General features: G+C 74.6%; 23 protein-coding genes. 13 read left to right on the top strand and 10 right to left on the bottom strand.

Annotation, left to right across the window (positions count from 1 at the left end; genetic code table 11):
- Nucleotides 1–56: 56 nt before the first annotated feature.
- Both ABTX81_RS07020 and ABTX81_RS07015 read right to left on the bottom strand, forming a co-directional pair.
- A complete protein-coding gene (locus ABTX81_RS07020; protein WP_350542164.1) occupies nt 57–1,154 on the bottom strand; it encodes a baeRF3 domain-containing protein in 1,098 nt (365 codons plus the stop codon).
- Between the two features lie 114 nt (nt 1,155–1,268).
- On the bottom strand, nt 1,269–1,769 hold the full coding sequence (locus tag ABTX81_RS07015; protein ID WP_350542162.1) for a YfbM family protein: 501 nt from the start codon (nt 1,767–1,769) through the stop codon (nt 1,269–1,271).
- A gap of 151 nt (nt 1,770–1,920) precedes the next feature.
- On the opposite strand from ABTX81_RS07015, the gene ABTX81_RS07010 reads away from it, so the two are divergent.
- On the top strand, nt 1,921–2,259 hold the full coding sequence (locus ABTX81_RS07010; protein ID WP_350542160.1) for a hypothetical protein: 339 nt from the start codon (nt 1,921–1,923) through the stop codon (nt 2,257–2,259).
- Here the strand turns inward: ABTX81_RS07010 and ABTX81_RS07005 are convergent.
- Nucleotides 2,217–2,696 carry a flavin reductase family protein gene (locus ABTX81_RS07005; protein WP_350542158.1) on the bottom strand — a complete coding sequence of 160 codons (480 nt, stop codon included), beginning with the start codon at nt 2,694–2,696 and terminating at the stop codon, nt 2,217–2,219. The two genes, ABTX81_RS07010 and ABTX81_RS07005, sit on opposite strands and share 43 nt — an antisense overlap.
- Nucleotides 2,697–2,924: 228 nt before the next feature.
- Between ABTX81_RS07005 and ABTX81_RS07000 the strand changes: the two genes are divergently transcribed.
- Nucleotides 2,925–3,746 (top strand): alpha/beta fold hydrolase, encoded by an 822-nt coding sequence (locus ABTX81_RS07000; RefSeq protein ID WP_350542156.1) that lies wholly within the window; start codon nt 2,925–2,927, stop codon nt 3,744–3,746.
- Between the two features lie 216 nt (nt 3,747–3,962).
- Here ABTX81_RS07000 and ABTX81_RS06995 read toward each other — a convergent pair whose 3' ends face one another.
- Together ABTX81_RS06995 and ABTX81_RS06990 are read right to left on the bottom strand one after the other, a co-directional pair.
- Nucleotides 3,963–4,214 carry a hypothetical protein gene (locus tag ABTX81_RS06995; protein WP_350542154.1) on the bottom strand — a complete coding sequence of 84 codons (252 nt, stop codon included), beginning with the start codon at nt 4,212–4,214 and terminating at the stop codon, nt 3,963–3,965.
- Nucleotides 4,215–4,267: 53 nt separating this feature from the next.
- Nucleotides 4,268–4,756, bottom strand: a complete 489-nt coding sequence (locus tag ABTX81_RS06990; protein ID WP_350542152.1) for an isochorismatase family protein — start codon at nt 4,754–4,756, stop codon at nt 4,268–4,270.
- A 213-nt stretch (nt 4,757–4,969) separates the two neighbouring features.
- Here ABTX81_RS06990 and ABTX81_RS06985 point away from each other — a divergent pair, with 213 nt between their 5' ends.
- The 3 genes from ABTX81_RS06985 (at nt 4,970) to ABTX81_RS06975 (ending at nt 6,560) form a co-directional block, all read left to right on the top strand.
- Nucleotides 4,970–5,383 carry a VOC family protein gene (locus tag ABTX81_RS06985; protein WP_350542150.1) on the top strand — a complete coding sequence of 138 codons (414 nt, stop codon included), beginning with the start codon at nt 4,970–4,972 and terminating at the stop codon, nt 5,381–5,383.
- A gap of 84 nt (nt 5,384–5,467) precedes the next feature.
- On the top strand, nt 5,468–6,124 hold the full coding sequence (locus tag ABTX81_RS06980) for a hypothetical protein (RefSeq protein WP_350542148.1): 657 nt from the start codon (nt 5,468–5,470) through the stop codon (nt 6,122–6,124).
- A gap of 67 nt (nt 6,125–6,191) precedes the next feature.
- Complete coding sequence (locus ABTX81_RS06975; RefSeq protein ID WP_350542146.1) at nt 6,192–6,560, top strand: cupin domain-containing protein; 369 nt, start codon at nt 6,192–6,194, stop codon at nt 6,558–6,560.
- A 16-nt stretch (nt 6,561–6,576) separates the two neighbouring features.
- Here the strand turns inward: ABTX81_RS06975 and ABTX81_RS06970 are convergent, their stop codons facing one another.
- Entirely contained in the window at nt 6,577–8,064 is a 1,488-nt protein-coding gene (locus ABTX81_RS06970) for an FAD-dependent monooxygenase (RefSeq protein WP_350542144.1), read from the bottom strand.
- A 96-nt stretch (nt 8,065–8,160) separates the two neighbouring features.
- Between ABTX81_RS06970 and ABTX81_RS06965 the strand changes: the two genes are divergently transcribed.
- The 3 genes from ABTX81_RS06965 to pntB all read left to right on the top strand — a co-directional run bounded on the left by ABTX81_RS06965 (nt 8,161) and on the right by pntB (nt 12,001).
- Complete coding sequence (locus tag ABTX81_RS06965; RefSeq protein WP_350542142.1) at nt 8,161–8,814, top strand: TetR family transcriptional regulator; 654 nt, start codon at nt 8,161–8,163, stop codon at nt 8,812–8,814.
- A 155-nt stretch (nt 8,815–8,969) separates the two neighbouring features.
- A complete protein-coding gene (locus tag ABTX81_RS06960; RefSeq protein WP_350542250.1) occupies nt 8,970–10,538 on the top strand; it encodes a Re/Si-specific NAD(P)(+) transhydrogenase subunit alpha in 1,569 nt (522 codons plus the stop codon).
- A gap of 5 nt (nt 10,539–10,543) precedes the next feature.
- Nucleotides 10,544–12,001, top strand: a complete 1,458-nt coding sequence (pntB, locus tag ABTX81_RS06955; RefSeq protein WP_350542140.1) for a Re/Si-specific NAD(P)(+) transhydrogenase subunit beta — start codon at nt 10,544–10,546, stop codon at nt 11,999–12,001.
- A 70-nt stretch (nt 12,002–12,071) separates the two neighbouring features.
- Here pntB and ABTX81_RS06950 read toward each other — a convergent pair whose 3' ends face one another.
- Nucleotides 12,072–12,779, bottom strand: coding sequence for a DUF3152 domain-containing protein (locus ABTX81_RS06950; protein WP_350542138.1), 708 nt, complete (start codon nt 12,777–12,779; stop codon nt 12,072–12,074).
- A gap of 162 nt (nt 12,780–12,941) precedes the next feature.
- A complete protein-coding gene (locus ABTX81_RS06945; protein WP_350542136.1) occupies nt 12,942–13,679 on the bottom strand; it encodes a class I SAM-dependent methyltransferase in 738 nt (245 codons plus the stop codon).
- A gap of 284 nt (nt 13,680–13,963) precedes the next feature.
- Here ABTX81_RS06945 and ABTX81_RS06940 point away from each other — a divergent pair, with 284 nt between their 5' ends.
- The 3 genes from ABTX81_RS06940 (at nt 13,964) to ABTX81_RS06930 (ending at nt 15,884) form a co-directional block, all read left to right on the top strand.
- Entirely contained in the window at nt 13,964–15,175 is a 1,212-nt protein-coding gene (locus ABTX81_RS06940; protein WP_350542134.1) for an FHA domain-containing protein, read from the top strand.
- A gap of 31 nt (nt 15,176–15,206) precedes the next feature.
- Nucleotides 15,207–15,599, top strand: a complete 393-nt coding sequence (locus ABTX81_RS06935) for a hypothetical protein (RefSeq protein ID WP_350542132.1) — start codon at nt 15,207–15,209, stop codon at nt 15,597–15,599.
- A gap of 81 nt (nt 15,600–15,680) precedes the next feature.
- Nucleotides 15,681–15,884 carry a hypothetical protein gene (locus ABTX81_RS06930; RefSeq protein ID WP_350542130.1) on the top strand — a complete coding sequence of 68 codons (204 nt, stop codon included), beginning with the start codon at nt 15,681–15,683 and terminating at the stop codon, nt 15,882–15,884.
- 185 nt (nt 15,885–16,069) lie between these two features.
- Here the strand turns inward: ABTX81_RS06930 and ABTX81_RS06925 are convergent, their stop codons facing one another.
- Nucleotides 16,070–18,349 carry an MMPL family transporter gene (locus tag ABTX81_RS06925; protein ID WP_350542128.1) on the bottom strand — a complete coding sequence of 760 codons (2,280 nt, stop codon included), beginning with the start codon at nt 18,347–18,349 and terminating at the stop codon, nt 16,070–16,072.
- Nucleotides 18,350–18,523: 174 nt separating this feature from the next.
- Here ABTX81_RS06925 and ABTX81_RS06920 point away from each other — a divergent pair, with 174 nt between their 5' ends.
- Together ABTX81_RS06920 and ABTX81_RS06915 are read left to right on the top strand one after the other, a co-directional pair.
- Nucleotides 18,524–19,696 carry a sensor histidine kinase gene (locus ABTX81_RS06920; protein WP_350542127.1) on the top strand — a complete coding sequence of 391 codons (1,173 nt, stop codon included), beginning with the start codon at nt 18,524–18,526 and terminating at the stop codon, nt 19,694–19,696.
- A complete protein-coding gene (locus tag ABTX81_RS06915) occupies nt 19,671–20,333 on the top strand; it encodes a response regulator (protein ID WP_350542125.1) in 663 nt (220 codons plus the stop codon). Before ABTX81_RS06920 ends, ABTX81_RS06915 begins: the two co-directional genes overlap by 26 nt.
- A 96-nt stretch (nt 20,334–20,429) precedes the next feature.
- On the opposite strand, the gene ABTX81_RS06910 is transcribed toward ABTX81_RS06915, so the two are convergent.
- The gene (locus ABTX81_RS06910) at nt 20,430–21,113 is read right to left on the bottom strand and encodes a pyridoxamine 5'-phosphate oxidase family protein (RefSeq protein WP_350542123.1); all 684 of its coding nucleotides are present in this window, start codon (nt 21,111–21,113) and stop codon (nt 20,430–20,432) included.
- Nucleotides 21,114–21,285: the final 172 nt, after the last annotated feature.

Genomic DNA, 21,285 nt, shown 5'->3' with positions numbered 1-21,285 from the left:
GATGCCCGGCGCGCCGTCATGTCCGGCCGTCCGGTCGCCCGGCCGGCCGCGGGGCGTCAGTAGCGCAGCACGGCGGCGATCCGTCCGGCGTCGGAGAGGGTGCCGTCGGGCACGAAGCTGACCTGGCCGCCGGTGTCGAGGGTGCGCTCGACGACCTCGTCCACGATGTCCTCGCGCGCGCCGGGCTCCTCGGCCGCCGCCGGGACCAGGTGCTCGCCGTCGTCGCGGACGGTGGTGCGGAAGTTCTCCTCGACCACCAGCCGGGCGAGCCGCCCGTCACCGGCCGCCCGCCAGACCTCGTCCAGGCCGGCGGCGAAGGTCTGGCGGCCGCGCGAGGCGTCGAGCTGGACGAGGGCCTCGGTGGTCTCGCGCTCGGCGTGGGCGCGGACGGCGGGCTCGACCGCCTTGCGGACCGCCTCGGCGTCCGCCTGGGCGAGACCGCCGTGCGACAGCTGCTCGGTGGCCTCCTTGGCGATCGGGCCGACGGCGTCCAGCAGGGCGAGCGCGGCGGCCTCGCCGGTCACGTAGAGCGGGCGGCGGTCGGCGGCGAGCAGCTTGCCGACCGCCGTGTCGGCCTGCCGCAGGAAGGTCTTGGTCTCCTCGTCGCGGAAGGTGCTGGGGGTGTCGCCGATCTGCTCCTGCCGCTCGGGGTCGGGGTTGTCGAAGACCCGCACCAGCGGGAAGCCGTGGTCGCGGTCCTCGGTGACCCGCGCCTGGTCGCCGCCCCACAGCACCACCCGGTCGGCGGCGACCGCGAGCACCCAGTAGGGGCGCTCGGCGGCCTGGGCGGCGACCAGGTTGCGGGTGAGGAAGGTGTCCGACAGCACCACCCGGGCGGGCGCGCGGCGTCCGAGCGACCAGACCTGGTGCTCGCCCGGGGCGGCGAGGATCGCCAGGCCGTCCTCGGCGTGCACCAGGTCGACCTCGGTGAGGGCCCGGTCGAGCTGCTCCAGCACGTCGATCCGGTCCGCGCGGGAGACCTCGGGGTCGGCCTGGACCTTCTCCTTGGCCTCGGCCAGCAGGTTGCGCAGCCGGACCGGGTCCTGGGCGTTGTCCGGCTCCCGGCGGTGCGTGGGCATCAGGATGGACACCGCCGGGTACGGCCTCGGCCGGCGCAGCTCGGCGAGGACGGCGGGGCTGAGGGCGCGCTGCATGGAGACCCTTTCCGAAGGCGGCTCGGCCTTCTTGCGTGGACACGCTGGCCCGGGACTGCTCCCGAATGTCCTCAATGTACCGATATGCCTCCCGGCCCGCCGCCCGTCGTCCGGTCACTCGATCCAGACCAGCACCCCGTGCCGACGGGTCGCCACCGCCCGGAGGAAGTCCGCCAGGGCGCGGTACTCGGACGTCACCAGGTGCAGCGACTCCTCCTCCCTCCACAGGCTCCTCGGGTACACCCCCGCCGCGGCGAGGTCCGCCCCCGCGACCCCCTCGGTCAGCTCCCCCGGCCCGAGCAGCGCGAGCGCCCCGGCGGCCAGCCGGACCCGCTCCGCGGTGATCAGCGACGGCGGCCCGTAGCCCCAGTCCCCCGCGCCCGGCAGCTCCCGCTCGCCGTGCACCAGGTCGACCGGGAACTCCCGGCGCCGGAGCAGGAAGTCCAGCGCCTGCCACGCCTTCCCGGTCTCGTGCAGTCGCGCCCAACCGCCCGTCCGCGCCCCGTCGTCCGCCTCGTCCAGCTCCTCGACGAACGCCCGCACCCACTCCGGCTCCCGCGCCGCCCGCTCCAACTCCCCGGCGCCGAGCCGGAGGTACCGCCCGATCATGCTCATGGGCGGAGCCTAGGGTGCGCCGCCGACAACCCGCCCGACGCCCGCCACCGGGAGCGTGGCCCGGCGGGGCGGCCGCGTCCTGCGGCTGACGACTGATCATGTACCGTACAGTCGCGCACCGCAGCGGAGCGCGCGTCCGAAGGGGGAACAGGTGAAGGTCCGTGTCGCGGCGGGGCTGGCGGCCACCCGGGTCCAGGGCGCCGACCGGCTGGTGGCCCCGAAGAAGGCCGGCTGCCGGGTGGAGCTGCTGCACAACGGCGAGAGCGGCAACCTCGGCACCGCCGTGAGGAGCGCGCTCACCGGCACGCTCGACCTGGCGGCCCGCTGCCAGGGCACCGCGCCGAACGCCGACGGCACCACCCGCACCATCGGCATCCACTCTCAGGACCAGCGGCCACCGCACCGCCTGGTGAGCCGGGCCGCCCGGACCGGCGGCGCGCGCCGGGGTCAGGCCGGGTGGCCGGCGTCGATGCCGGAGACGTCGCGGTAGGAGAGCACGGGCACGGCGCCCACCGGCGGGGCGCCGACGGCCACCGGGGCCAGCAGCAGGCCGGTGTGGTCGCCCCAGTCGGCGCAGTCCAGCACCCGGCCGACGAACCACGCGGGGGCCTCCGCGAGCACCGGCACGCCGTACGGCCCGTGGTACCACTCGACGCCCGCGAACTTGTCGGTGTCGTCGCCGCTGCGCCCGCCGAACAGAGTGGCCAGCCCGTGCCCGTACGGCAGGAGGTGGACGCCGAGCGCGTCCGCCGCGAGGGCCGCGTCGTAGGTGTGGTTGGCCTTGGAGATCCACACCACGAACCGCGCGGGGGCGATCGAGCACTGGCCCGCGAACCCGACCAGGCACCCCGCCGGCGGCGGCCCGGGCGCGGTGACCACGTACACCGGATAGTCCAGCAGGGCCGTGAACGTGTCGAAATCGCCCATGCCACCAGCCTAGGAACGGGCCCGGCGGTTCGCATCCGGCCGGTTCCCCCGCCACCGGGGGAGCTGCCCCGGACCGCACTGCACTTGCCTGACGGTGCACGGAAGGCGCCGTGGCCGTGCCACCGGCCGTTCGGCCGGTCATGCTGGGAGTCAGCCGGCCGGAACGCCCACGATCGCGTCCCCGGCCCGACATCCTCCCTGCTCAACGAGCACGACCGAAAGGCCGTCATGCCCTTCATCACCCTCTCCGACGGTTCGCAGAAGTTCTACAAGGACTGGGGCACCGGACGGCCCGTCGTCCTGTCGCACGGCTGGCCGCTGAACGCCGACGCCTGGGAGAACCAGGCCGTGGCCCTCGCCTCGGCCGGCTTCCGGGTCATCGCCCACGACCGGCGCGGCCACGGCCGCTCCACCCAGACGTGGGACGGCAACCACATGGACCAGTACGCCGACGACCTGGCGGAGCTGCTCGACCAGCTCGACCTCACCGACGCGGTGCTGGTCGGCCACTCCACCGGCGGCGGCGAGGTCGCCCGCTACCTCGGCCGGCACGGGAGCGCCCGGGTCCGCAAGGCCGTGCTGCTGGGCGCCGTCCCGCCGCTCATGCTGCGCACCGACGACAACCCCGAGGGCACCCCGCTCTCCGTCTTCGACGGCATCCGCGCGGGTGTCGCCACCGACCGGTCGCAGTTCTACTACGACCTGAGCGAGGCCTTCTTCGGCTTCAACCGCCCCGGCGCCGCGACCTCCGAGGGCAAGCGCCGCGAGTTCTGGCTGCAGGGCATGCAGGCCGGTCTGAAGAACGCCCTCGACTGCGTCGCGGCGTTCTCGGAGACCGACTTCACCGAGGACCTCAAGAAGATCGACATCCCGGTGCTGGTCGCCCACGGCGACGACGACCAGATCGTCCCGATCGCGGCCGCCGCCGAGAAGTCCGTCAAGCTGCTCCCCCAGGGCACCCTGAAGGTCTACCCGGGCGCGCCGCACGGCCTGGTCGGCGCCTACGAGGCCGAGTTCACCAAGGACCTCGTCGCGTTCGTGGCCTCCTGAACCACCTGTCCCCGTCCGGCCCCGGCCGTCCGGCGGTCTCACCGCCGCCGTACGGCCGGGGCTCCGGCGCGCCCGCGTCACCCGTGGCCGCGGATCGCGCGGCGCGGCCGGGGTTCCCCGGTTCCCGGCCCCGCTGACGGTGACGCGGTCGCCGAACGTCCGGGCGCCGCCGCCGAGCGTGTGCGCCGGCCCCCTCCCCCGCGCCGGGCGGCGGGGTCAGCGGCCCGCCAGGCGCTCCGCCAGGGCCCGTACGGCCTCGGAGCCGCTCGCCCCCAGGTGGTCGAGCAGCGCCAGCACCGCCGCGTACTCCCCGCGGCCCAGGGTCACCGGGTCGCCCTCGGTGGCCAGCCCGGCCCCGATCGCGGCCTCGGCGGCCTCGTCGAGGACCGGCCCGGTCGACAGCCGGCCGGCCTGGACCACCCGGCCCGAGATGTGCACCGTGCCCGCGATGCTGTTGGTGACGTCCATCGTCGCTTCCCTCCTGATGAATCGTGATCGCCTCGGACCCACGGCGTGGATGCCTACCGGTGGTCCTGCGTCGTGGTGACCCGGCCGAAGCGCGGGAAGGTCCTCGCCACCGCGAAGTCGTGTTCCTCCGCGGCCGTGGCCGACATGGCGTCGGCGACGAACTCGACCCGGTAGCCGAGATCGCTCGCGGCCCTGGCGGTGGACTCCACGCCCATGGTGGTGACCAGTCCGCCCAGGACGACCGTGTCGACGCCCAGTTCCCGCAGCCGGGCGTCGAGGTCCGTGGTCGCGAACGCGCCGATGCTGCGCTTCACCAGGACGACGTCGCCCTGCTCCACCAGGCCGGGCGCGAAGTCGCTGCCCGGCGGCTGCTCGGCGACGTTCGGCCGGTCGACGCGGATCTGGACCACCGGCCGCCCCTGCGCGCGGAAGGCCTCGGCCAGCTCGCGGCATCGTTTCAGCACCTCGTCACCCGTGTGCGGGGCGAGGGGCAGCGCGATGATGCGCGGCATCAGATCGATCAACACCAGAGCGGTTGTCATACCGCCCGACCTTAGGACCTGTTCCGCGAGCTGTCCTGGAAAGGTGTCCAGGAGAGCCTCATCGCCTGCCCGGCCAGGGCGGCGGGGCCGACGGGGCCGGCGCCGACGGTCCGGCCGATGCCGAGCACATGGGTCGCCGGGGCGTCGAACGGCGCCCGGGCGCCGTTTTCCCTACGCTACGGAACGGACATTCCCCCACGAAAGGGATCACCCATGCCCTCCATCCTGAACCCCTACATCAACTTCACCGGCGATGCCCGGCCGGCCCTGGAGTTCTACCGGGACGCCTTCGGCGGCGAGTTGAACCTCAACACCTACGGCGAGTTCGGCGCCGGGGACGGCCCGGGCGCCGACCGGATCATGCACGGCATGCTGACGACCACCGCCGGCTTCACGCTGATGGCCGCCGACACCCCGCCCGGCATGCCGTACACGGCCGGCAACAACATCTCGGTCTCCGTCAGCGGCGACGACGACGCCGAGCTGCGCGGCTACTGGGAGCGGCTCTCCGGCGACGGCACCGTACTGGTCCCCCTGGAGCGGCAGATGTGGGGCGATGTCTTCGGCATGTGCACCGACCGCTTCGGCATCACCTGGCTGGTCAACATCAACCAGCCGCGCACCTGAGGCCCGCCGCCCCCGCCGCCCGACCCGGCGGCGGGGGCGGCCCGGCCGGGGCCGCTGACAGTGCCGCGTGGCACAGTTCCGCCCATGAACATCACGACCACACTGCACAGTTGGGACGAGTCCGTCGCCCTCTTCGAGCGCCGCGCACTGCCCGAGGACTCGTACGAGAACCTCTACGAGGAGGAGTACGACGTCCACGCCGGCGACCTCGCGATCGAAGGGCACTTCGACCTCGACGCCGCCGACCTGGAGGGCACCGGCTACATCGTCGACGGCGACCTCACCGTCGGCGGCGCGATCCTCAACATCGACGACGGCTGCCCCGCCCTGATCGTCCTCGGCGACCTGCGGGCCGCCGCCGTCTACCTGGAGGGCGACGCCAAGCTCCTGGTCCGCGGGGACGTCCGGGTCGGTGCCTTCGTCGGCAACATGACCGAGAAGCTGGTGATGATCAACGGCGATCTGCGCGCCCAGGTCACCATCCTGTCCTCCGAGTTCGGCCCGGACCTGATCGGCGGCACCCTGCACGGCCCGGTGCTCGCGCCCCCGTACCTGGCACCCGACCCGGACGCCGCGCCGGTCGCCCCCGAGAGCGTGCTCGTGCCCGAGGTGCTGCGCACCGAGGGCGAGGACGACAGCGACGAGCTGCGCCACTTCGACACCCCCGGCGTCCACGGCGGCCGGCTGCTGGAGCGGATCGAGGCCGGCCTTCCGGTCACCCTGGCCGGACCGCGGGGCTGACGACCCGTCCGTCCGTGGGGGCGCCGCCCCCGCGGACCCGGTCCGGACGGATGCGATGATGTCCGGCATGACGGATGCGGAGGCCCTCGGCGAGGGCGTGGTCCTGGACGCGTTGCTGCGGGAGGCCGCCGCCGACCGGGCCGGGGCGCTGTGGCGGCTGACCGGGGCGGAGCGCCAACTGGACGCCAACGTGGTGCGGCTGCGACCGGAGGCGGCCGTCGCCGAGCACGTCGAACCGGACCTGGACGTGCTGCTGCTGGGCATCGCCGGCCGGGGCACGCTGCGCTGCGGCGGCGTCGCGCAGCCGCTGGAGCCGGGCGTGCTGCGGGTGGTGCCGCGCGGCGCCGCGCGCGGCGTCTCGGCGGGGCCGGAGGGTGTCGTCTACCTGACGGTCCACCGCCGGCGGCCGGGCATGGCCATCCGCCCCCGCCCCTGACGCCCGGCCACCACCCTCAGGAACCGAGCCCGCCCAGGTACCCGAGCACCGCGCCGCCGTCGTCCGGCCGGGCGGTGAGGGCGAGGTGGTTGTCCGGCCGGACCAGGACCAGGGCGTCGCCGGTGATCCCGTACGCCCGGCGGACCGCGCCGTCGGGGTCGTCGAGCGGCACCGGGCGGACGTGGCCGGGCAGCGGCAGGCCGCCCAGCGCGGGGCGGGCGCCCGGGCCGAGGCCGAGCAGGGTGAAGTGGTCACCGGCGAAGCGGTCGAAGAGCCGGGCCGGGGCGCCGTCGGGCCCGGGGCAGCGGCTGTCCGGTGCCCGGTCCCCGGCCCGTACGGGGCCGCCGAGGCGGTCGGCGGCCAGGCTGCTCCAGCGGTAGGTCATCGCGAGGCCGGTGAGGTCGCCGACCCGCCCGGCCTCGACGCCGACGCCCGGGGTGACGCTCCCCTCGGTGACGGCCGCCATTCCGGCGCTGGTGACATCGAGCGTCCAGGCGGCGATCGGCAGCCGCTCCTCCTGGTAGGTGTCGAGCAGGGCCGGGCCGGCGAGGCCGCGCAGCACGTACCCGAGCTTCCAGGCGAGGTTCCAGGCGTCCTGGATCCCGGTGTTCATGCCGAGCCCGCCCGCCGTCGGATGGACGTGCGCGCAGTCGCCGGCCAGGAAGACCCGCCCCTCGCGGTAGCGCTCGGCCATCCGGACGTTGACCCGCCAGGTGGACAGCCAGGTGGCGTTGCGCAGCCGCAGGTCCGCGCGCCCGGTGTGCAGGGCGGCCAGCCGCTGGAAGCTCTCCAGCGACGGGGCCACCGGCCGGCCGTCGGCGCCGCTCTCCGGGCTCGACTGCAGCTGCCAGCGGCGGGTGCCGGTGAACGGGCAGAGCATGAACGCGCCCCGCGGCCCGAACCACTGGTGCCAGGCGGCCGGGTCCAGCCCCTCGACCTCCACGTCCCCGCAGACCATCACCGGCTCCGGGTCGCCCTCGCCGACGAACGGGATGCCGAGCAGCTTGCGCACCGTGGAGCGCCCGCCGTCACAGGCCACCAGGTACTCGGCGGTGATCCGTCCGCCGTCGGCGAGCCGGGCCTCCACCCCGGCGCCGTCCTGGCGGAGGTCCACCAGTTCGGTGCCGCGCTCGACCCGCACCCCGTTCTCGGCGAGCCGCTCGCGCAGCAGCCGTTCGACCCGCGTCTGCGGCAGCCACAGGCTCGCCGGGTACGGGGTGGTGACGGTGGGCCGGGCCCCGGCGAACGGCTCGGTCTCGTTGACGAACGCGCCGTCGAAGTACTTGCGGAACGGCAGATGGGTGCGGCCCGCGGCCGCCAGCCGCTCGCCGAGGCCGAGGTCGGCGAGCACCTCCAGACTGCGCGGGTTGAGCGTCTTGCCGCGCGAGCCGGTGGGGAACTCCCCCGCCCGGTCGATCACCCGGACCGCCACGCCCTGCCGGGCCAGCCCGCACGCCAGGGTCAGTCCGGTCGGTCCCGCCCCCACGATCACCACGGTCGCCATGTGTCTCGCCCCTTCCGGTCGGATACCCCTCCATGGAACAGCAACCGAGCAACGAACGCAACCGAGTAACAAACATTCCTGAGTTATGCTTGCCCCATGAAGCCGACCGAGCACACCACCGAGCACGACAGCGACCCGGGCCTGCGGACCCTGAAGAAGCAGCGCACCCGCCAGGCCATCGCCAACACCGCCATCTCCCTCTTCCTCAGCCGGGGCTTCGACGAGGTCTCGGTGGCCGAGATCGCCGCCGCCGCCGAGGTCTCCAAGCCCACCCTGTTCCGGTACTTCGCCAGCAAGGAGGAGCTGGTCCTGCACCGCTTCGCCGACCACCTGGGCGAGGCCGGACGGGTGGTGCGGGACCGGCCCGCCGGCGTCACCCCGCTGGACGCGCTGGAGCGCCACCGCCTGGACGGGCTGGCGGAGCACGATCCCAGCACCGGGATGACCGCCCACCCCCAGTCGATCGCCTTCCTCCGGCTGGTCTACGAGACCCCCAGCCTCTCCGCCCACCTGGTGGAGTACCTGGCCGCCGACACCCGCGCGCTCGCCGAGGCCCTGGACCCGGACGGCGGCCTGGCCGCCCGGCTGCTCGCCGCCCAGTACGTGGCCGTCCGCCAGGTGCTGGCCCGCGCCGTCTGGACCCGGCTCGCCGACGGCCAGGACGTCGAGGAGGTCGGCCGGATCGCCGCCGACGAGACCGCCACGGCCTTCGCCCTGCTGCGCGACGGGGCCGCCGCCCGGGGATTCTGAGCCCGGCCGGACACGAACCGGTGAAGCAGGTCACGGCCACGCCCCGTCGCCACGCGGGGCCGTGGCGGGTAGGTTCCTGCCTCCGAGGGAGCGAGACTCCCTGGGAAGGCGGATCCCGCCGTCAAACGGTTTCTCCGATGAGAGAGGCACGAATGATGACCGCACAGGGCTCCACGCACCACCCACCCCAGCGCATCGGCGTGGTCGCCGAGTCGACCCCCGGGGAGACCCGGGTCGCCGCGACACCCTCGACGGTCCGGGGCATCCTGGCCCTCGGCTACCGGGTCGTGGTCGAGTCCGGGGCCGGCGAGGCCTCCGGCTTCACCGACCTGGCCTACACCGAGGCCGGCGCGGAGACCGGCGACGCCTGGGCGGCCGACGTCGTCCTCAAGGTCAACGCCCCCTCGACCGCCGAGCTCGCCCGGCTGCGCGACGGCGCCACCCTGATCGGCCTGCTCGCCCCGGCGCAGCGGCCCGAGCTGCTGGCCGCGCTGGCGGCGCGCCCGGTCACCGCGCTCGCGCTGGACGCGGTGCCGCGGATCTCGCGCGCCCAGTCGATGGACGTGCTCAGCTCGATGGCCAACATCGCCGGATACCGGGCGGTGATCGAGGCCGCCCATGTGTTCGGGCGGTTCTTCACCGGCCAGGTGACGGCCGCCGGCAAGGTCCCCCCGGCGAAGGTCCTGGTGGCCGGGGCCGGGGTGGCCGGGCTCGCCGCGATCGGCGCCGCCTCCAGCCTGGGGGCGGTCGTCCGCGCGACCGACCCGCGGCCCGAGGTGGCCGACCAGGTGCGGTCGCTGGGCGGCGAGTACCTGGCGGTCGACGTCGCCCAGGAGGCGAGCGCCGACGGGTACGCCAAGGCGACCTCGGCCGACTACGACCGCGCGGCGGCCGAGCTCTACCACGCGCAGGCGCGGGACGTGGACATCGTGGTCACCACCGCGCTGATCCCCGGCCGGCCGGCCCCGCGCCTGCTCACGGCGGCGGACGTGGCGGCGATGAAACCGGGCAGCGTCATCGTCGACATGGCCGCCGCGCAGGGCGGCAACGTCGAGGGCACGGTCGCCGGCCGGACGGTGGTCACCGGCAACGGCGTCACCATCATCGGCTACACCGACCTCGCCTCCCGGCTGCCGGCCCAGGCCTCGCAACTGTTCGGCACCAACCTGGCCAACCTGCTGAAGCTGCTGACCCCCGGCCAGGACGGCCGGCTGGTGCTGGACTTCGAGGACGTGGTGCAGCGGGCGGTGACGGTGGCCCGCGCGGGCGAGGTCACCTGGCCGCCGCCGCCCGTGGCGGTCTCCGCCGCGCCCGCCCCCGCGGCCGCGCCCGCCGCGCCCCCCGCCGGGCCGAAGCGGCCCCGGCTCACCCCGGCCGCGCGGTTCGGCCTGATCGGCGCCGGGATGCTGGCGATGTTCCTGCTGGTCGCCTACGCCCCGGCCCAGCTCGCCCGGAACTTCACGGTGTTCGCCCTGGCCGTGGTGATCGGCTACTACGTGATCGGCAAGGTCCACCACGCCCTGCACACCCCGCTGATGTCGGTCACCAACGCGATCTCCGGGATCGTGGTGGTCGGCGCCCTGCTGCAGATCGGGCACGAGCGCGCCCTGGTCACCGTGCTGGCCTTCGTGGCGCTGCTGCTGACGAGCGTCAACATCTTCGGCGGCTTCGCCGTCACCCGCCGCATGCTGAGCATGTTCTCGACGTCCCCCGAAAGGCGCTGAGGCCGATGACCGCCACCACGTCAGCCCACGCCGCCGACCTGGTCGCCGCCCTGCTGTTCATCCTCAGCCTGGCGGGGCTCTCCCAGCACCGCACCTCGCGCGCCGGTGTCGGCTACGGCATCGCCGGCATGGCCCTCGCCCTGGTCGCCACCATCGTGGTGGCGGCGCAGAGCATCACCGCGGGCGCCGTCGCCCTGATCGTCCTCGCGATGGCGCTGGGCGCGGTGATCGGCCTGTGGCGGGCGCGGCAGGTCGAGATGACGCAGATGCCGGAGCTGATCGCCGTCCTGCACAGCTTCGTCGGCCTGGCCGCGGTGCTGGTCGGCTGGAACAGCTATCTGGAGGTCGAGGCGCACGGCTCGGCCCAGACCGCCGTCTCCGGCGACCTGCTGGGGATCCACCACGCCGAGGTGTTCATCGGCATCTTCATCGGCGCCGTCACCTTCACCGGCTCGATCGTCGCCTTCCTCAAGCTGTCCGCGCGGATCGCCTCGCGTCCGCTGATGCTGCCCGGCAAGAACGCGCTGAACATCGGCGCGCTGGGCGCGTTCGCGGCGCTGACGGTCTGGTTCACGGTCAGCCCGGGCCTCGGCCTGATGATCGCGGTGACGGTGCTGGCCCTCGTGCTGGGCTGGCACCTGGTCGCCTCGATCGGCGGCGGCGACATGCCGGTGGTCGTCTCCATGCTCAACAGCTACTCCGGCTGGGCCGCCGCGGCCGCCGGGTTCCTGCTCGACAACAACCTGCTCATCGTCACCGGCGCGCTGGTCGGCTCCTCGGGTGCCTATCTGTCGTACATCATGTGCCGGGCGATGAACCGCTCCTTCCTCTCCGTCATCGCCGGCGGCTTCGGCATCGAGGCGCCGTCGGGCGGCGGCGAGGAGCAGGGCGAGCACCGGGAGATCCGCGCCGAGGAGGCGGCCCGGCAGCTGGCGCAGGCCAAGTCGGTGGTCATCACGCCCGGCTACGGCATGGCGGTGGCGCAGGCGCAGCACCCGGTCGCGGAGCTCACCCGGCGGCTGCGCGAGCGCGGGGTGGAGGTGCGCTTCGGCGTGCACCCGGTCGCCGGGCGGCTGCCGGGGCACATGAACGTGCTGCTCGCCGAGGCGAAGGTGCCCTACGACATCGTCCTGGAGATGGACGAGATCAACGACGACCTCGCCGCCACCGGTGTCGTCCTGGTCATCGGCGCCAACGACACCGTCAACCCGGCCGCGATGGACGACCCCGCCAGTCCGATCGCGGGCATGCCGGTGCTGCGGGTCTGGGAGGCGGAGCAGGTGATCGTCTTCAAGCGGTCGATGGCCTCCGGCTACGCGGGGGTGCAGAACCCGCTCTTCTTCCGGGAGAACACCGCGATGCTGTTCGGCGACGCCAGGCAGAGCGTCGAGGACATCCTGCGCGCCCTGGACGCCGACCTCCCGGCGGGCGCGTCCCCGGCCGCCGACCGGGCCGGGGTGTAGCGGCGCGCGGACGGGTGTGCGGGAAGGTCCGCCGGGCGGGGCATCGGCCCGGCGGACCGTCCGGCGGGGGTCACGGCAGGGGTGTGGCCGCCGCGACCGGCGGGCCGGTGAGCAGGGTGCCGTCCTCGCCGTACGGGCGGCCGTTCGGCACGCAGCCGTGCAGGCCCTTGATCTGCTGCATCATCACCGGCGCGGGCGCCCCCGGAGCGGGGCAGTCGACGTGCCACTGCCCGAGGATGTGCCCGACCTCGTGGTTGACGGCGAGGGCGTGGTACTCCTCGGGCTGTCCGACGTAGAACTCCGACAGCTCGGTCCAGCGCTTGAGGTTGATGACCACCTGGCGGTTGGCCGCGCAGTTCACCCAGCCGCCGGTGTCCAGCCCGTACTGGCCGCAGATCCGGTCGGTGGACGCCGGGGTGGCGAGGTAGACGGTGAAGTCCACCGGGTCGGCGGCCACCCGCTGGAACGACCAGGCGCCGCCCGCCGCCCAGCCGCGCCGGACGTCCCCGAGGACCTTGTCCACCTCGGCGGCGAACTGGTCCGGGCCGATCTTCAGCCCGTCCTCCGCCCGCACCTTGTACCGGTACAGCTTCTCCCCGGTGCCGAACCGCTCGGAGCCGCCGGCCGCCGTCGTGAACGCCAGCGGCTTCGATCCCGGCGACCCGGCGGCCCACGGCTTCCACCACAGCAGGCCCGCCGTCACGGCGGCCACCACCGCCAGCGCGACCGCCGCGTACCCGGGACGGTCACCGAGGACGCCGAGGCGCGGGGCCCTCACCCGCTCCTCCGGGCGAGGGCGCCGGGTATCGCGGCGCCGGCGGGCGGCGCGGGGACACGGAACGGTGGGGCGGGCAGCAGAACAGTCACATCGGGAACGACGCGCGGATGCCCCCTCCCGGTTCACCGGACGCCGCCGACGAGCCGCCCGGCGCGGGGCGGCTCAGGCCGGCCGGGCGCCGTCCGGGGCCACGGCCACCCAGTGCGCCGGCAGCTCGATCCGCTCGCCCCCGGGAGTGAACTCCGTGGTGGCCAGCGGCAGTTCACCGGAGTCGAGGACGGTGAGACCGGACGCCCGGAGCAGGGCGCCGAAGGCCGCGTCGGCGACCTCGGCGGGGGCCAGGCCGTGCGCGAACACCGGGCGCAGCTTCGCGGGCGGGCCGGCCGGGTCGCGGGCGAGCGCGCCCAGGACGCCCTTGGCCGCCTCGGAGAGCTCGACCAGGAAGGCCCGGCCGCGGTCGCCGAGCAGGGTGGCGACGGCCTCGGCGACCTTGCGGCGGTCGGCCGGCTCGCTCTGGTGGATCACCCCGCGCAGGTAGACGTTGGCGTCGCCGAGGCGGTCGTGCAGCGCCCGGACGGCCGCCGGATCGGTGGCGTCCAGCTGGAGGTACCCGGCCCGCTCCGCCGGGTCCGAGCGCCGGGCGAGCCCGACGGCGGCCGCGGACAGGTCGGCGCCGAGGACGCGGGCGAAGCGCTCGGCGAGGAAGCGGGTCTGGGTGCCGTTGCCGCAGCCGAGGTCGACGACCGGCAGCTCCGGGTCGGCCAGGTGGGGGGCGAACAGCGCGAGGTGTCGCTCGGCGGTCAGGGCGGGCTCCGCGTCCCAGATCACCGCCCCCTCGCCCTCGGGCGCGTCCCGCCAGAAGCCCTCCCAGGCGTCCCGGTACCGGTTCGTCACGCTCATGGGAGACCTCCCGGTTCGTCACGCTCAGTACGGGCATCGTACCGCTGTGTCGGTGCTCCGCGCGGCCCGGACCCGCCCTCCGGGCCGTCAGCCGCCGACAGGGGCCGGGAACGGCCCGGGTTCCGGCCACCGGACGGCCGGAAAGGGCCGGACGGGGCTGTGCTCCGGGCCCGAAGTGGCCTTTACTGGAAGTGAACGCATTCGAGCCGGCGGGCGGCGAAGCGTTTCACCGCCCCCGGCGGCCCACCGGTTCCACCGGTCGCACCCCGGTAGGAGGTCGCGCCATGAGCCCGCCCTCACAGGATCAGGCCTTACCTCGGCTGATCGTCGACGGCCCGGACCGAGTCCGCGGCCAGGCGTACGTACTCGACCACGAGCCGTTACTCGTCGGCCGGGACGCCACCTGCGGGCTGCAACTGGTGCACCCGCTGCTCAGCCGTCGGCACGCCGTGGTGTGGTGGGCCGGCGGGCACGCCACCGTCGAGGACCTGAGCTCCACCAACGGCACCCGGCTGAACGGGCACCGGGTGCTGGGCCAGGAGATCCTCCGCGGTGGGGACGTCCTCCGCTTCGGCCCGCTGGAGGCGCACTACGAGGAGCCGGCGGACGCGGTGACCGCGGTGGCCGGCCCGGACAGCGGCACCCGGGAGTCGGAACCGGAGCCGGAGCCCGCCACACTGATCACGAAGGAGCGGCCCCCGGAGCCCCGGCACGTCGGCGCGGGCGCCCCTACGCCGGTGCCCGCGCTGGCACTGGACGAGAGCGCCGCACGGGAGAAGACCCCGTACGGGACCGCCGGCGACCAGCCGCCCGCACCGGCCTGGCCCGGGCCCGCCGCCCCGCCGAAGCCGCCCGCCCCGCCTCCGCCGCACCGCGCGGCGGCGCCCGCCGCGGCGCTGCCCCTGCTGGACGTCCCATCGCCGAACGCGCCGCCGAACGCCGGGCCGTCCTCGCCACCGCCCTCCCCGCCGCCCTCCCCGCCGAGCGCGACGCCCGGCGCGCCGCGGTACGGGGCGGAACCCCGGTTCGACGTCGACCGGCAGGTGGCCGAGGGCAACCTCAACAACGTCGGCGGCCACCAGTACAACGCGGCGTCCCACTTCGAGATCGACGACCAGATCGCGGAGAACCTCAGCAACATCGGCCGGGACCAGGTCAACTACATCTACCGGGACGACCACCTGGAAGTGGCCCGTCGCGAGACCTTCTTCCGCAAGCTCGCCGTCCTCAAGACGACGTCCCGGCACGTGCTGCTCTGGGGCCTCGCGCTCGCCCTGCTCGGCAGCGCCTTCCTCGGCTGGGAGGGCTCGTACCCGGACGCGCTCAGCGAGCGGATCCAGTCCATCGCGCACACCGCCAGCATCGCGGTCGGGCTGACCGGGGCGGTGCTGCTGGTCGGCGGCGGCGCGGTGCTGATCAGGACCGTGGTCCGGCAGCGCCGGTACGAGCGGGACGAGGAGCGCCGGCTCAACCCGCGCCCGTCGCCGTCCGGCTGAGGCGGCCCGGGCCCCTGGCGAAGGGAGCGTCATGGTCTTCAACATCGGCAGCCAGCAGGGCGGCGTCGTCAACAACGTCGCCGGCGACCAGACCGTCCACGGAGGCCAGCGCGGCCGGCTCACGGCGGACGGACGGGACGTGCGGGAGCTGGTCGGCGAACTCCGCACGGCCGTGGACCGGGCCCCGCTGCCCCCGGCGGTGGCCCCCGAGGTCCACTCCGAGCTCGACGCGCTGGACACCGAGGTCACCCGGCCGGAGCCGGACCGCGAGGCGGTGGCGGGCCGGCTCACCCGGGTCACCCGGATGCTCAGCTCGGCCGGCGCGCTGGTGGCCGCCGGCACCGGCCTGATCGGACCGCTCTCGGCGCTGGCCGGCTGGCTCGGCACCCTGGGCCGCCCGATCCTCCAGGCCCTCGGCGTCTGACCCCCGGCCCGGACGCGCCTCGCCCCGCCACCCGGCCCACACCGGGTGGCGGGGCGCTCCGGCGGCGGGAACAGTCGAGACATGACACAGACACCGTGGGTCGAGGCCAGGATCCTGTTCACCTCCGTCAGCGAGGGCGGGCACGCCGCCGACCAGGGCAAGGCCCGCCTCAACGAGCAGGGCTGGGTGGACCTCAAGCAGGACGGCGGGGGCTTCACCACCTACCCTCCGGAGCAGGTCTTCCGGATCCTCTGGCTGTCCGACCCCTGGGCCGCGGAGCAGTAGCCGTGCGGAAGCCGGACGCCGGGCCCCGGTGCCCTCGCCCATGGGTGATCAACAAGCTCTGGGTGATCAGCAAGTTCGAGGCACGGCGAGGCATCGCCACCCGATGCGACGAGACTCCGGGCAGCTCCCCCGCGCCGTAGGTGACGCGCCGAGGTGCCGGACGCCAAGGGCGGGCGGGAGCCGGGTCAACGGTCGACCAGCCGTGGACGAGGGGCCTCGCCCGTGGATTCCACGTCGGTGCCGTCGGCGGCGTCGATGCCGACCGGGCCTCGGGGAAGTGTCCGGTCCAGCCACCTCGGCAGCCACCAGTTGGCCCGGCCGAGGAGTGTCATGGTCGCCGGTACCAGCACCATGCGGACGACCGTGGCGTCGATGAAGATCGCGGTGGCCAGGCCGAGCCCGAACATCTTGGTGGAGGGGTCGTCGGCGACGGCGAAGGACAGGAAGACCGCCACCATGATGAGGGCGGCCGAGGTGATGATCCGGGCGGTGCCCGAGACACCCTCGACGATCGCCGTGCCGTTGTCGCCGGTGCGCAGGTACTCCTCGCGTACGCGGGAGAGGAGGAACACCTCGTAGTCCATCGACAGGCCGAACAGGATGGCGAAGAGGAACATCGGGATGAACGACACGATCGGAACCGTCGCTTCCAGCCCGATGAGTGCGCCTCCCCAGCCCCACTGGAAGACCACGACCATGAGGCCGTAGGCCGCGCCGATGCTCAGCAGGTTCAGCAGTACCGCCTTGAGCGGTACGAGTACCGAGCGGAAGACCAGCATCAGCAGCAGGAACGACAGCGCCAGCACGGCGGCGACGAACACCGGCAGGCGTTGGCTGGTGCGTCGGCCCACATCGGACAGGCTCGCGGCGGCGCCGCCGACGTGGGCCCTGGCCGTGCCGTGCCCGATCGCCGTGGGCAGTACCTCGGTGCGCAGCCGGGCGATGGTCTCGGCCGTGGCCTTCTCCTGCGGGCTGGTGGCCGGGAACACCACGAGGGTCGCGATGCCGGTGGCCCGATCGATGTGCGGCGGCGCGACGGATGCGATGCCCGGGTCCGCCGCGACCGTGGCGACGAGACGGTCCAGCACTCCCGGATCACCCGCGGGGTCCGCCGCGATGACGAGGGGACCGTTGGTGCCCGGGCCGAACCCCTCGGCGACGAGGTCGTACGCGCGGCGCTCGGTACGGCTCTGAGGCAGCGACCCGTCGTCGGGCAGGCCGACGCGCAGGCCGAGCACGGGCAGCGTCGCCGTCAGCAGCAGCCCCGCCGCGCCGACCGCGTACGGCACCGGGTGCCGGCTGACGTGCCCGATCCAGCGCCGCCACCCGGCGGCGGGGACGGCGCCCGCCCCGGTGTCCCGCCCGCGGCCGAATCGGCCCGGCCGCCCCGCCCGCAGGGCCCGGGCGATCCGACCGGCCCGGCCCAGACGCGGGCCGGCCGCGCCCAGGAAGGCCGGCAGCAGCGTCACCGACGCCAGCACCATGGTCAGGACGACGATCGAGACGGCAAGGCCGCCCACCGTCATGAACGGCACGTTCGCGACCGCCATGCCGAGGATCGACACGACGACGGTGCCGCCGGCGAAGACCACGGGCCGCCCCGCCGTGGCCACCGCCCGTCCGGCCGCCTCGCGCGGATCGAGCCCGCGCGCGAGGTACTCCCGGTGCCTGGCGAGCACGAACAGCGCGTAGTCGATGCCCACTCCGAGCCCGACCATGCTGCCCAGGACCGGTGCGAAGGTGGGGACGTCCGTCACCCCCGCCAGTACCGTCATCGTGGCGACCCCGACGGTCAGCCCGAAGACCGCCATGCCGATCGGCAGCGCGGCGGCGACGAGCGAACCGAAGGCCAGGAACAGGATCGCGGCCGCGGCGAGAAGGCCGATCAGCTCGCTGACGCCGCCGTCGGGGTCGGAGAACGCGTAGAAGAGGTTCCCGCCCATCTCGATGCGCAGGGGCAGTTCGGCGCGCAGCCGGTCACCGAGCTCGACGAGGGCGTCGAGGTCCTCGGCCGACAGCCGGCTCTGGTCGGGATACTGCACCCGGACGACCGCGATCCGCCCGTCGGCCGAGACGAGGCCGCCGCGCACGGCGGTGTCCCCGCCCGTGTCGAGGGCCCCCGCCGGGTCGCTCGTGCCGAGCACGTGCGGCAGCCGCTCCACCTCGGCCCGCAGCCGCGTGAGAGCGGTCCGCGCGCTGTCGTCGGCGAAGAACGTCGTTCCGTCGCCGAGGGGGGTGACGACCACCTGGGCGGTCATCCCCTCCTGGCCGGTGCCTGCCCGCTCGATCAGTTCCGCGGCCCGTCGGGAGTCCAGTCCCGGAGCGGTCATCGAGTCCGCGGTCCGCCCGCCGACGGCGACGGCGGCGAGGACGGCGAGCGTGCCGGCGATCAGCCATGCCGCGATCACCCGCCAGGGATGGCGGGCGGCGCTTGCGCCCAGGCGCAACAGGGCTTTCGAGAGCATCGGGTCCTCCAACCACCTCGTCGGCCGTCCTTGTACGGCCGCCGATGCCGAGGCTCGTCGCCACGGCGCTCCGCGGCATCGGCCCGCGGGCCGCGGATCCGTCGGCCCCGGGGAGGAGTGACGACCCGTCCTTTCGGCCGATGCGCGGCACGCCGCTGTCCCTAGGCTGAGTACGTGCTGCGAGACGACCTGCGAACCCTGTGGAACGAACCCCGGCCGCCCGCCGCGCCCGCCCGGGTGCGGCGGGACTGGGCGCTGCTCGCCGCGGGCCTCGCCGGTGTGGCGCTGGAGGCCGCCCTGCGCGAGGACGTCGTGTGGCGGCCGGTGGCGGTGGTGTCCGCCGTATGGCTGTGCCTGCTGCCCCTGTGGCGCCGGACCCGCCCGCTGGCGACGGTGACGCTGGCGTTCGGCTCGGTGAGCCTGCTTCCGGTGGCCTCGCTCGTCGCCGGACCGCGCGAGCCCGTCGGCCTGTACACCGGCGCGGTCGTGCTCGTGCTGGTGTACGCGCTGCCCCGGTGGGGATCGGGACGGGAGATCGTGCTGGGCGGCGCGGTGATCCTCGCGGTCGGCGCGCTGTGTGTCGCCACGGACGGGACCCCGGTCGTCGAACAGGTCGTGGGCTTCGTCTTCCTGCTGCTGCCCGGCGTGGTCGGGGCTGCCGTGCGCTTCCGGGTGACCGCTCGCGAGCGGCAGTTGGAGCAGGTGCGCTCCCGCGAGCGCGAGCGGCTCGCCCGGGAACTGCACGACACGGTGGCCCACCACGTGTCGGCCATGGTGATCATCGCTCAGGCGGGCCGGGTGCTCGCGGGCACCGACCCGTCCGCCGCCGTCGGGGCGCTGGAGGGGGTCGAGGAGGAAGGGGCTCGCACGCTGGAGGAAATGCGCGCCATGGTCGCCGCGCTGCGCGACCGCGGGATCGGCGCCGAGCTGGCGCCGCCTGCCGGTGTCGCGGATCTGGAGCGCCTGGTGCGCACCCCGGGTGGTCGCCTCAGGGTCGACCTGGGGCTCGACGGCGAGCTGGACGCGCTGCCCCCGGCCGTGGACGCGGCCGTCTACCGGATCGTGCAGGAGTCGGTGACCAACGCGCTGCGCCATGCGGTCGACGCGACCGAGGTCGTCGTCCACGTCGCCGCGGAACGGCACACGGTGCGGGTGAGCGTGCGGGACAACGGCCGGCGCACCGGCCGGGGGCGCGACGGATACGGACTCACCGGATTGCGCGAGCGCGCGACGCTGCTCGGCGGCACACTACGAGCCGGCCCGGGTACCGACCGGGGCTGGCATGTCGACGCCGAACTGCCGAGAGCGAGGAACGAGAGCGGTGTCCATTCGCGTCCTGGTCGCTGACGACCAGACGATCATCCGCACCGGGTTGCGGATCATGCTGAACGCCCAGCCCGGCATCGAGGTGGTCGGCGAGGCCGCAGACGGCCGGGAGGCGGTCCGGCTGGCCCGCGAACTGCGCCCCGACGTCTGTCTGTTCGACATCCGCATGCCCGTGCTCGACGGACTCGAGGCCACCCGGCTGGTCGCCGGCCAGGGCGTCGCCGACCCGCTGGCCGTGGTCGTCATCACCACGTTCGACCTCGACGAGTACGTCTACGGCGCGATGCGTGCCGGCGCCCGCGGATTCCTCCTCAAGGACACGGGACCGGACCTGCTGGCCCAGGCCGTACGGTCGGCGTCCAGCGGTGAGGCGCTCATCGCGCCCAGCGTCACCGTCCGTCTGCTCCAGGCGTTCGCCGACCTGCCCGCCGGACGGCCCCTGGCCCAGCCGGTCTCCCCCGTCACCGCCCGCGAGGAGCAGGTGCTCCTCGCCGTCGCCCGCGGGCTGACCAACACCGAGATCGCCGATGCGCTGCACATCAGCCTCAGCACGGTGAAGACGCATCTGGCCAGCCTGATGGCCAAGCTCGGCGCCCGCAACCGGGTCGAGATCGCGATGTGGGCCTACGAAACGCGCCGGATCCTCCCCGGAACCTGAGCCGGGCACCGGCCGTGTCCCATGCGTCCTGGATCGAAGGCCTCACCAGGACCGCCCGAGGATCACGACTCGATACGCGCCCTGGCGCGGACGCGCTCAGCCGGCCCCGAGGCGGCGGCCGGTGACCTCGTCCGGGGTGACGCGCACCCAGAGCGGGCGGTCGCCGCCCGCCCAGGGTGTCGAGCCGGGCAGCCGGGTCAGCCGGCGCTCCTCCTCGGGGTCGTCGACGTGGTGCGCCGCGCCGAGCATCAGCACGCTCCAGCCCTCGATCAGCCGGTCGTCGATGTGATCGGCCTGGAAGGAGACGGGCGAACCGTCCGCCGCCGCCGCGGCGCTGTGGGGCGAGGTGTGGTAGACGACCGTCCGGCCGTCGACGGCGTAGTTCACCGGGTAGACGGTGGGCGCCGGCGTGCCGGGCAGGCCCACCCGGCCGACCCCGTGGGTGCCCAGCAGGAGCCAGCACTCCGGTTCGGAGAGGTGCAGCAGCAGCGGCCTCGGCGCCCCCGGCGGGGGCTGCGACTGCCCCGGCGGGGCGTCCGTGCGGCCCTCCAGGAGCTCCGCCCAGGTCATCCGGAGCGCGGCCGCGATCCGGACGAACCCGGCCGGATCGAAGGCCGGGCCCGCCTCCAGCAGGTGCCGGAAGTAGGCGGGCGACATGGCCGCCTGGTGGGCCAGGGCCCGGTCGTCCAGGCCCAGCTGGTCGCGGTGCTCGGCGATCCGGCGGGCCACCTCGGCGGCGTCCGCCCGCCGGACGGCGTCGAGGTCGGGGGTGCGGTTCATGGGTCGGCTCCTCGGCTCACGGTCCCCGCGGGGTCACGCTCTCCGCGTTCCGCCCTCCCCTCGGACGCTCCCGCTCGCAGGATCCCCCTCGCAGGATCCCCGGCCGGGGCCCGGTCGGCGAGGGGCGTGGGCCGTTCGGCCCTGCGCCCGACGCCGGCCGGCACCCGCACCG

The sequence above is a fragment of the Kitasatospora sp. NPDC097605 genome (assembly GCF_040302725.1).
Classification (GTDB): Bacteria; Actinomycetota; Actinomycetes; order Streptomycetales; family Streptomycetaceae; genus Kitasatospora.
Note: the sequence above shows the minus strand (reverse complement) of the source record. Positions and strands in the feature narration are given on the sequence as shown.

Bases quoted from the DNA above. Each gene is read 5' to 3' on its own strand.
- ABTX81_RS07020 (WP_350542164.1), bottom strand. From the start codon at position 1,154: ATGCAGCGCGCCCTCAGCCCCGCCGTCCTCGCCGAGCTGCGCCGGCCG.
- ABTX81_RS07015 (WP_350542162.1), bottom strand. From the start codon at position 1,769: ATGAGCATGATCGGGCGGTACCTCCGGCTCGGCGCCGGGGAGTTGGAG.
- ABTX81_RS07005 (WP_350542158.1), bottom strand. From the start codon at position 2,696: ATGGGCGATTTCGACACGTTCACGGCCCTGCTGGACTATCCGGTGTAC.
- ABTX81_RS07000 (WP_350542156.1), top strand. From the start codon at position 2,925: ATGCCCTTCATCACCCTCTCCGACGGTTCGCAGAAGTTCTACAAGGAC.
- ABTX81_RS06995 (WP_350542154.1), bottom strand. From the start codon at position 4,214: ATGGACGTCACCAACAGCATCGCGGGCACGGTGCACATCTCGGGCCGG.
- ABTX81_RS06990 (WP_350542152.1), bottom strand. From the start codon at position 4,756: ATGACAACCGCTCTGGTGTTGATCGATCTGATGCCGCGCATCATCGCG.
- ABTX81_RS06985 (WP_350542150.1), top strand. From the start codon at position 4,970: ATGCCCTCCATCCTGAACCCCTACATCAACTTCACCGGCGATGCCCGG.
- ABTX81_RS06980 (WP_350542148.1), top strand. From the start codon at position 5,468: ATGAACATCACGACCACACTGCACAGTTGGGACGAGTCCGTCGCCCTC.
- ABTX81_RS06975 (WP_350542146.1), top strand. From the start codon at position 6,192: ATGACGGATGCGGAGGCCCTCGGCGAGGGCGTGGTCCTGGACGCGTTG.
- ABTX81_RS06970 (WP_350542144.1), bottom strand. From the start codon at position 8,064: ATGGCGACCGTGGTGATCGTGGGGGCGGGACCGACCGGACTGACCCTG.
- ABTX81_RS06965 (WP_350542142.1), top strand. From the start codon at position 8,161: ATGAAGCCGACCGAGCACACCACCGAGCACGACAGCGACCCGGGCCTG.
- ABTX81_RS06960 (WP_350542250.1), top strand. From the start codon at position 8,970: ATGACCGCACAGGGCTCCACGCACCACCCACCCCAGCGCATCGGCGTG.
- pntB (WP_350542140.1), top strand. From the start codon at position 10,544: ATGACCGCCACCACGTCAGCCCACGCCGCCGACCTGGTCGCCGCCCTG.
- ABTX81_RS06945 (WP_350542136.1), bottom strand. From the start codon at position 13,679: ATGAGCGTGACGAACCGGTACCGGGACGCCTGGGAGGGCTTCTGGCGG.
- ABTX81_RS06940 (WP_350542134.1), top strand. From the start codon at position 13,964: ATGAGCCCGCCCTCACAGGATCAGGCCTTACCTCGGCTGATCGTCGAC.
- ABTX81_RS06935 (WP_350542132.1), top strand. From the start codon at position 15,207: ATGGTCTTCAACATCGGCAGCCAGCAGGGCGGCGTCGTCAACAACGTC.
- ABTX81_RS06930 (WP_350542130.1), top strand. From the start codon at position 15,681: ATGACACAGACACCGTGGGTCGAGGCCAGGATCCTGTTCACCTCCGTC.
- ABTX81_RS06925 (WP_350542128.1), bottom strand. From the start codon at position 18,349: ATGCTCTCGAAAGCCCTGTTGCGCCTGGGCGCAAGCGCCGCCCGCCAT.
- ABTX81_RS06910 (WP_350542123.1), bottom strand. From the start codon at position 21,113: ATGAACCGCACCCCCGACCTCGACGCCGTCCGGCGGGCGGACGCCGCC.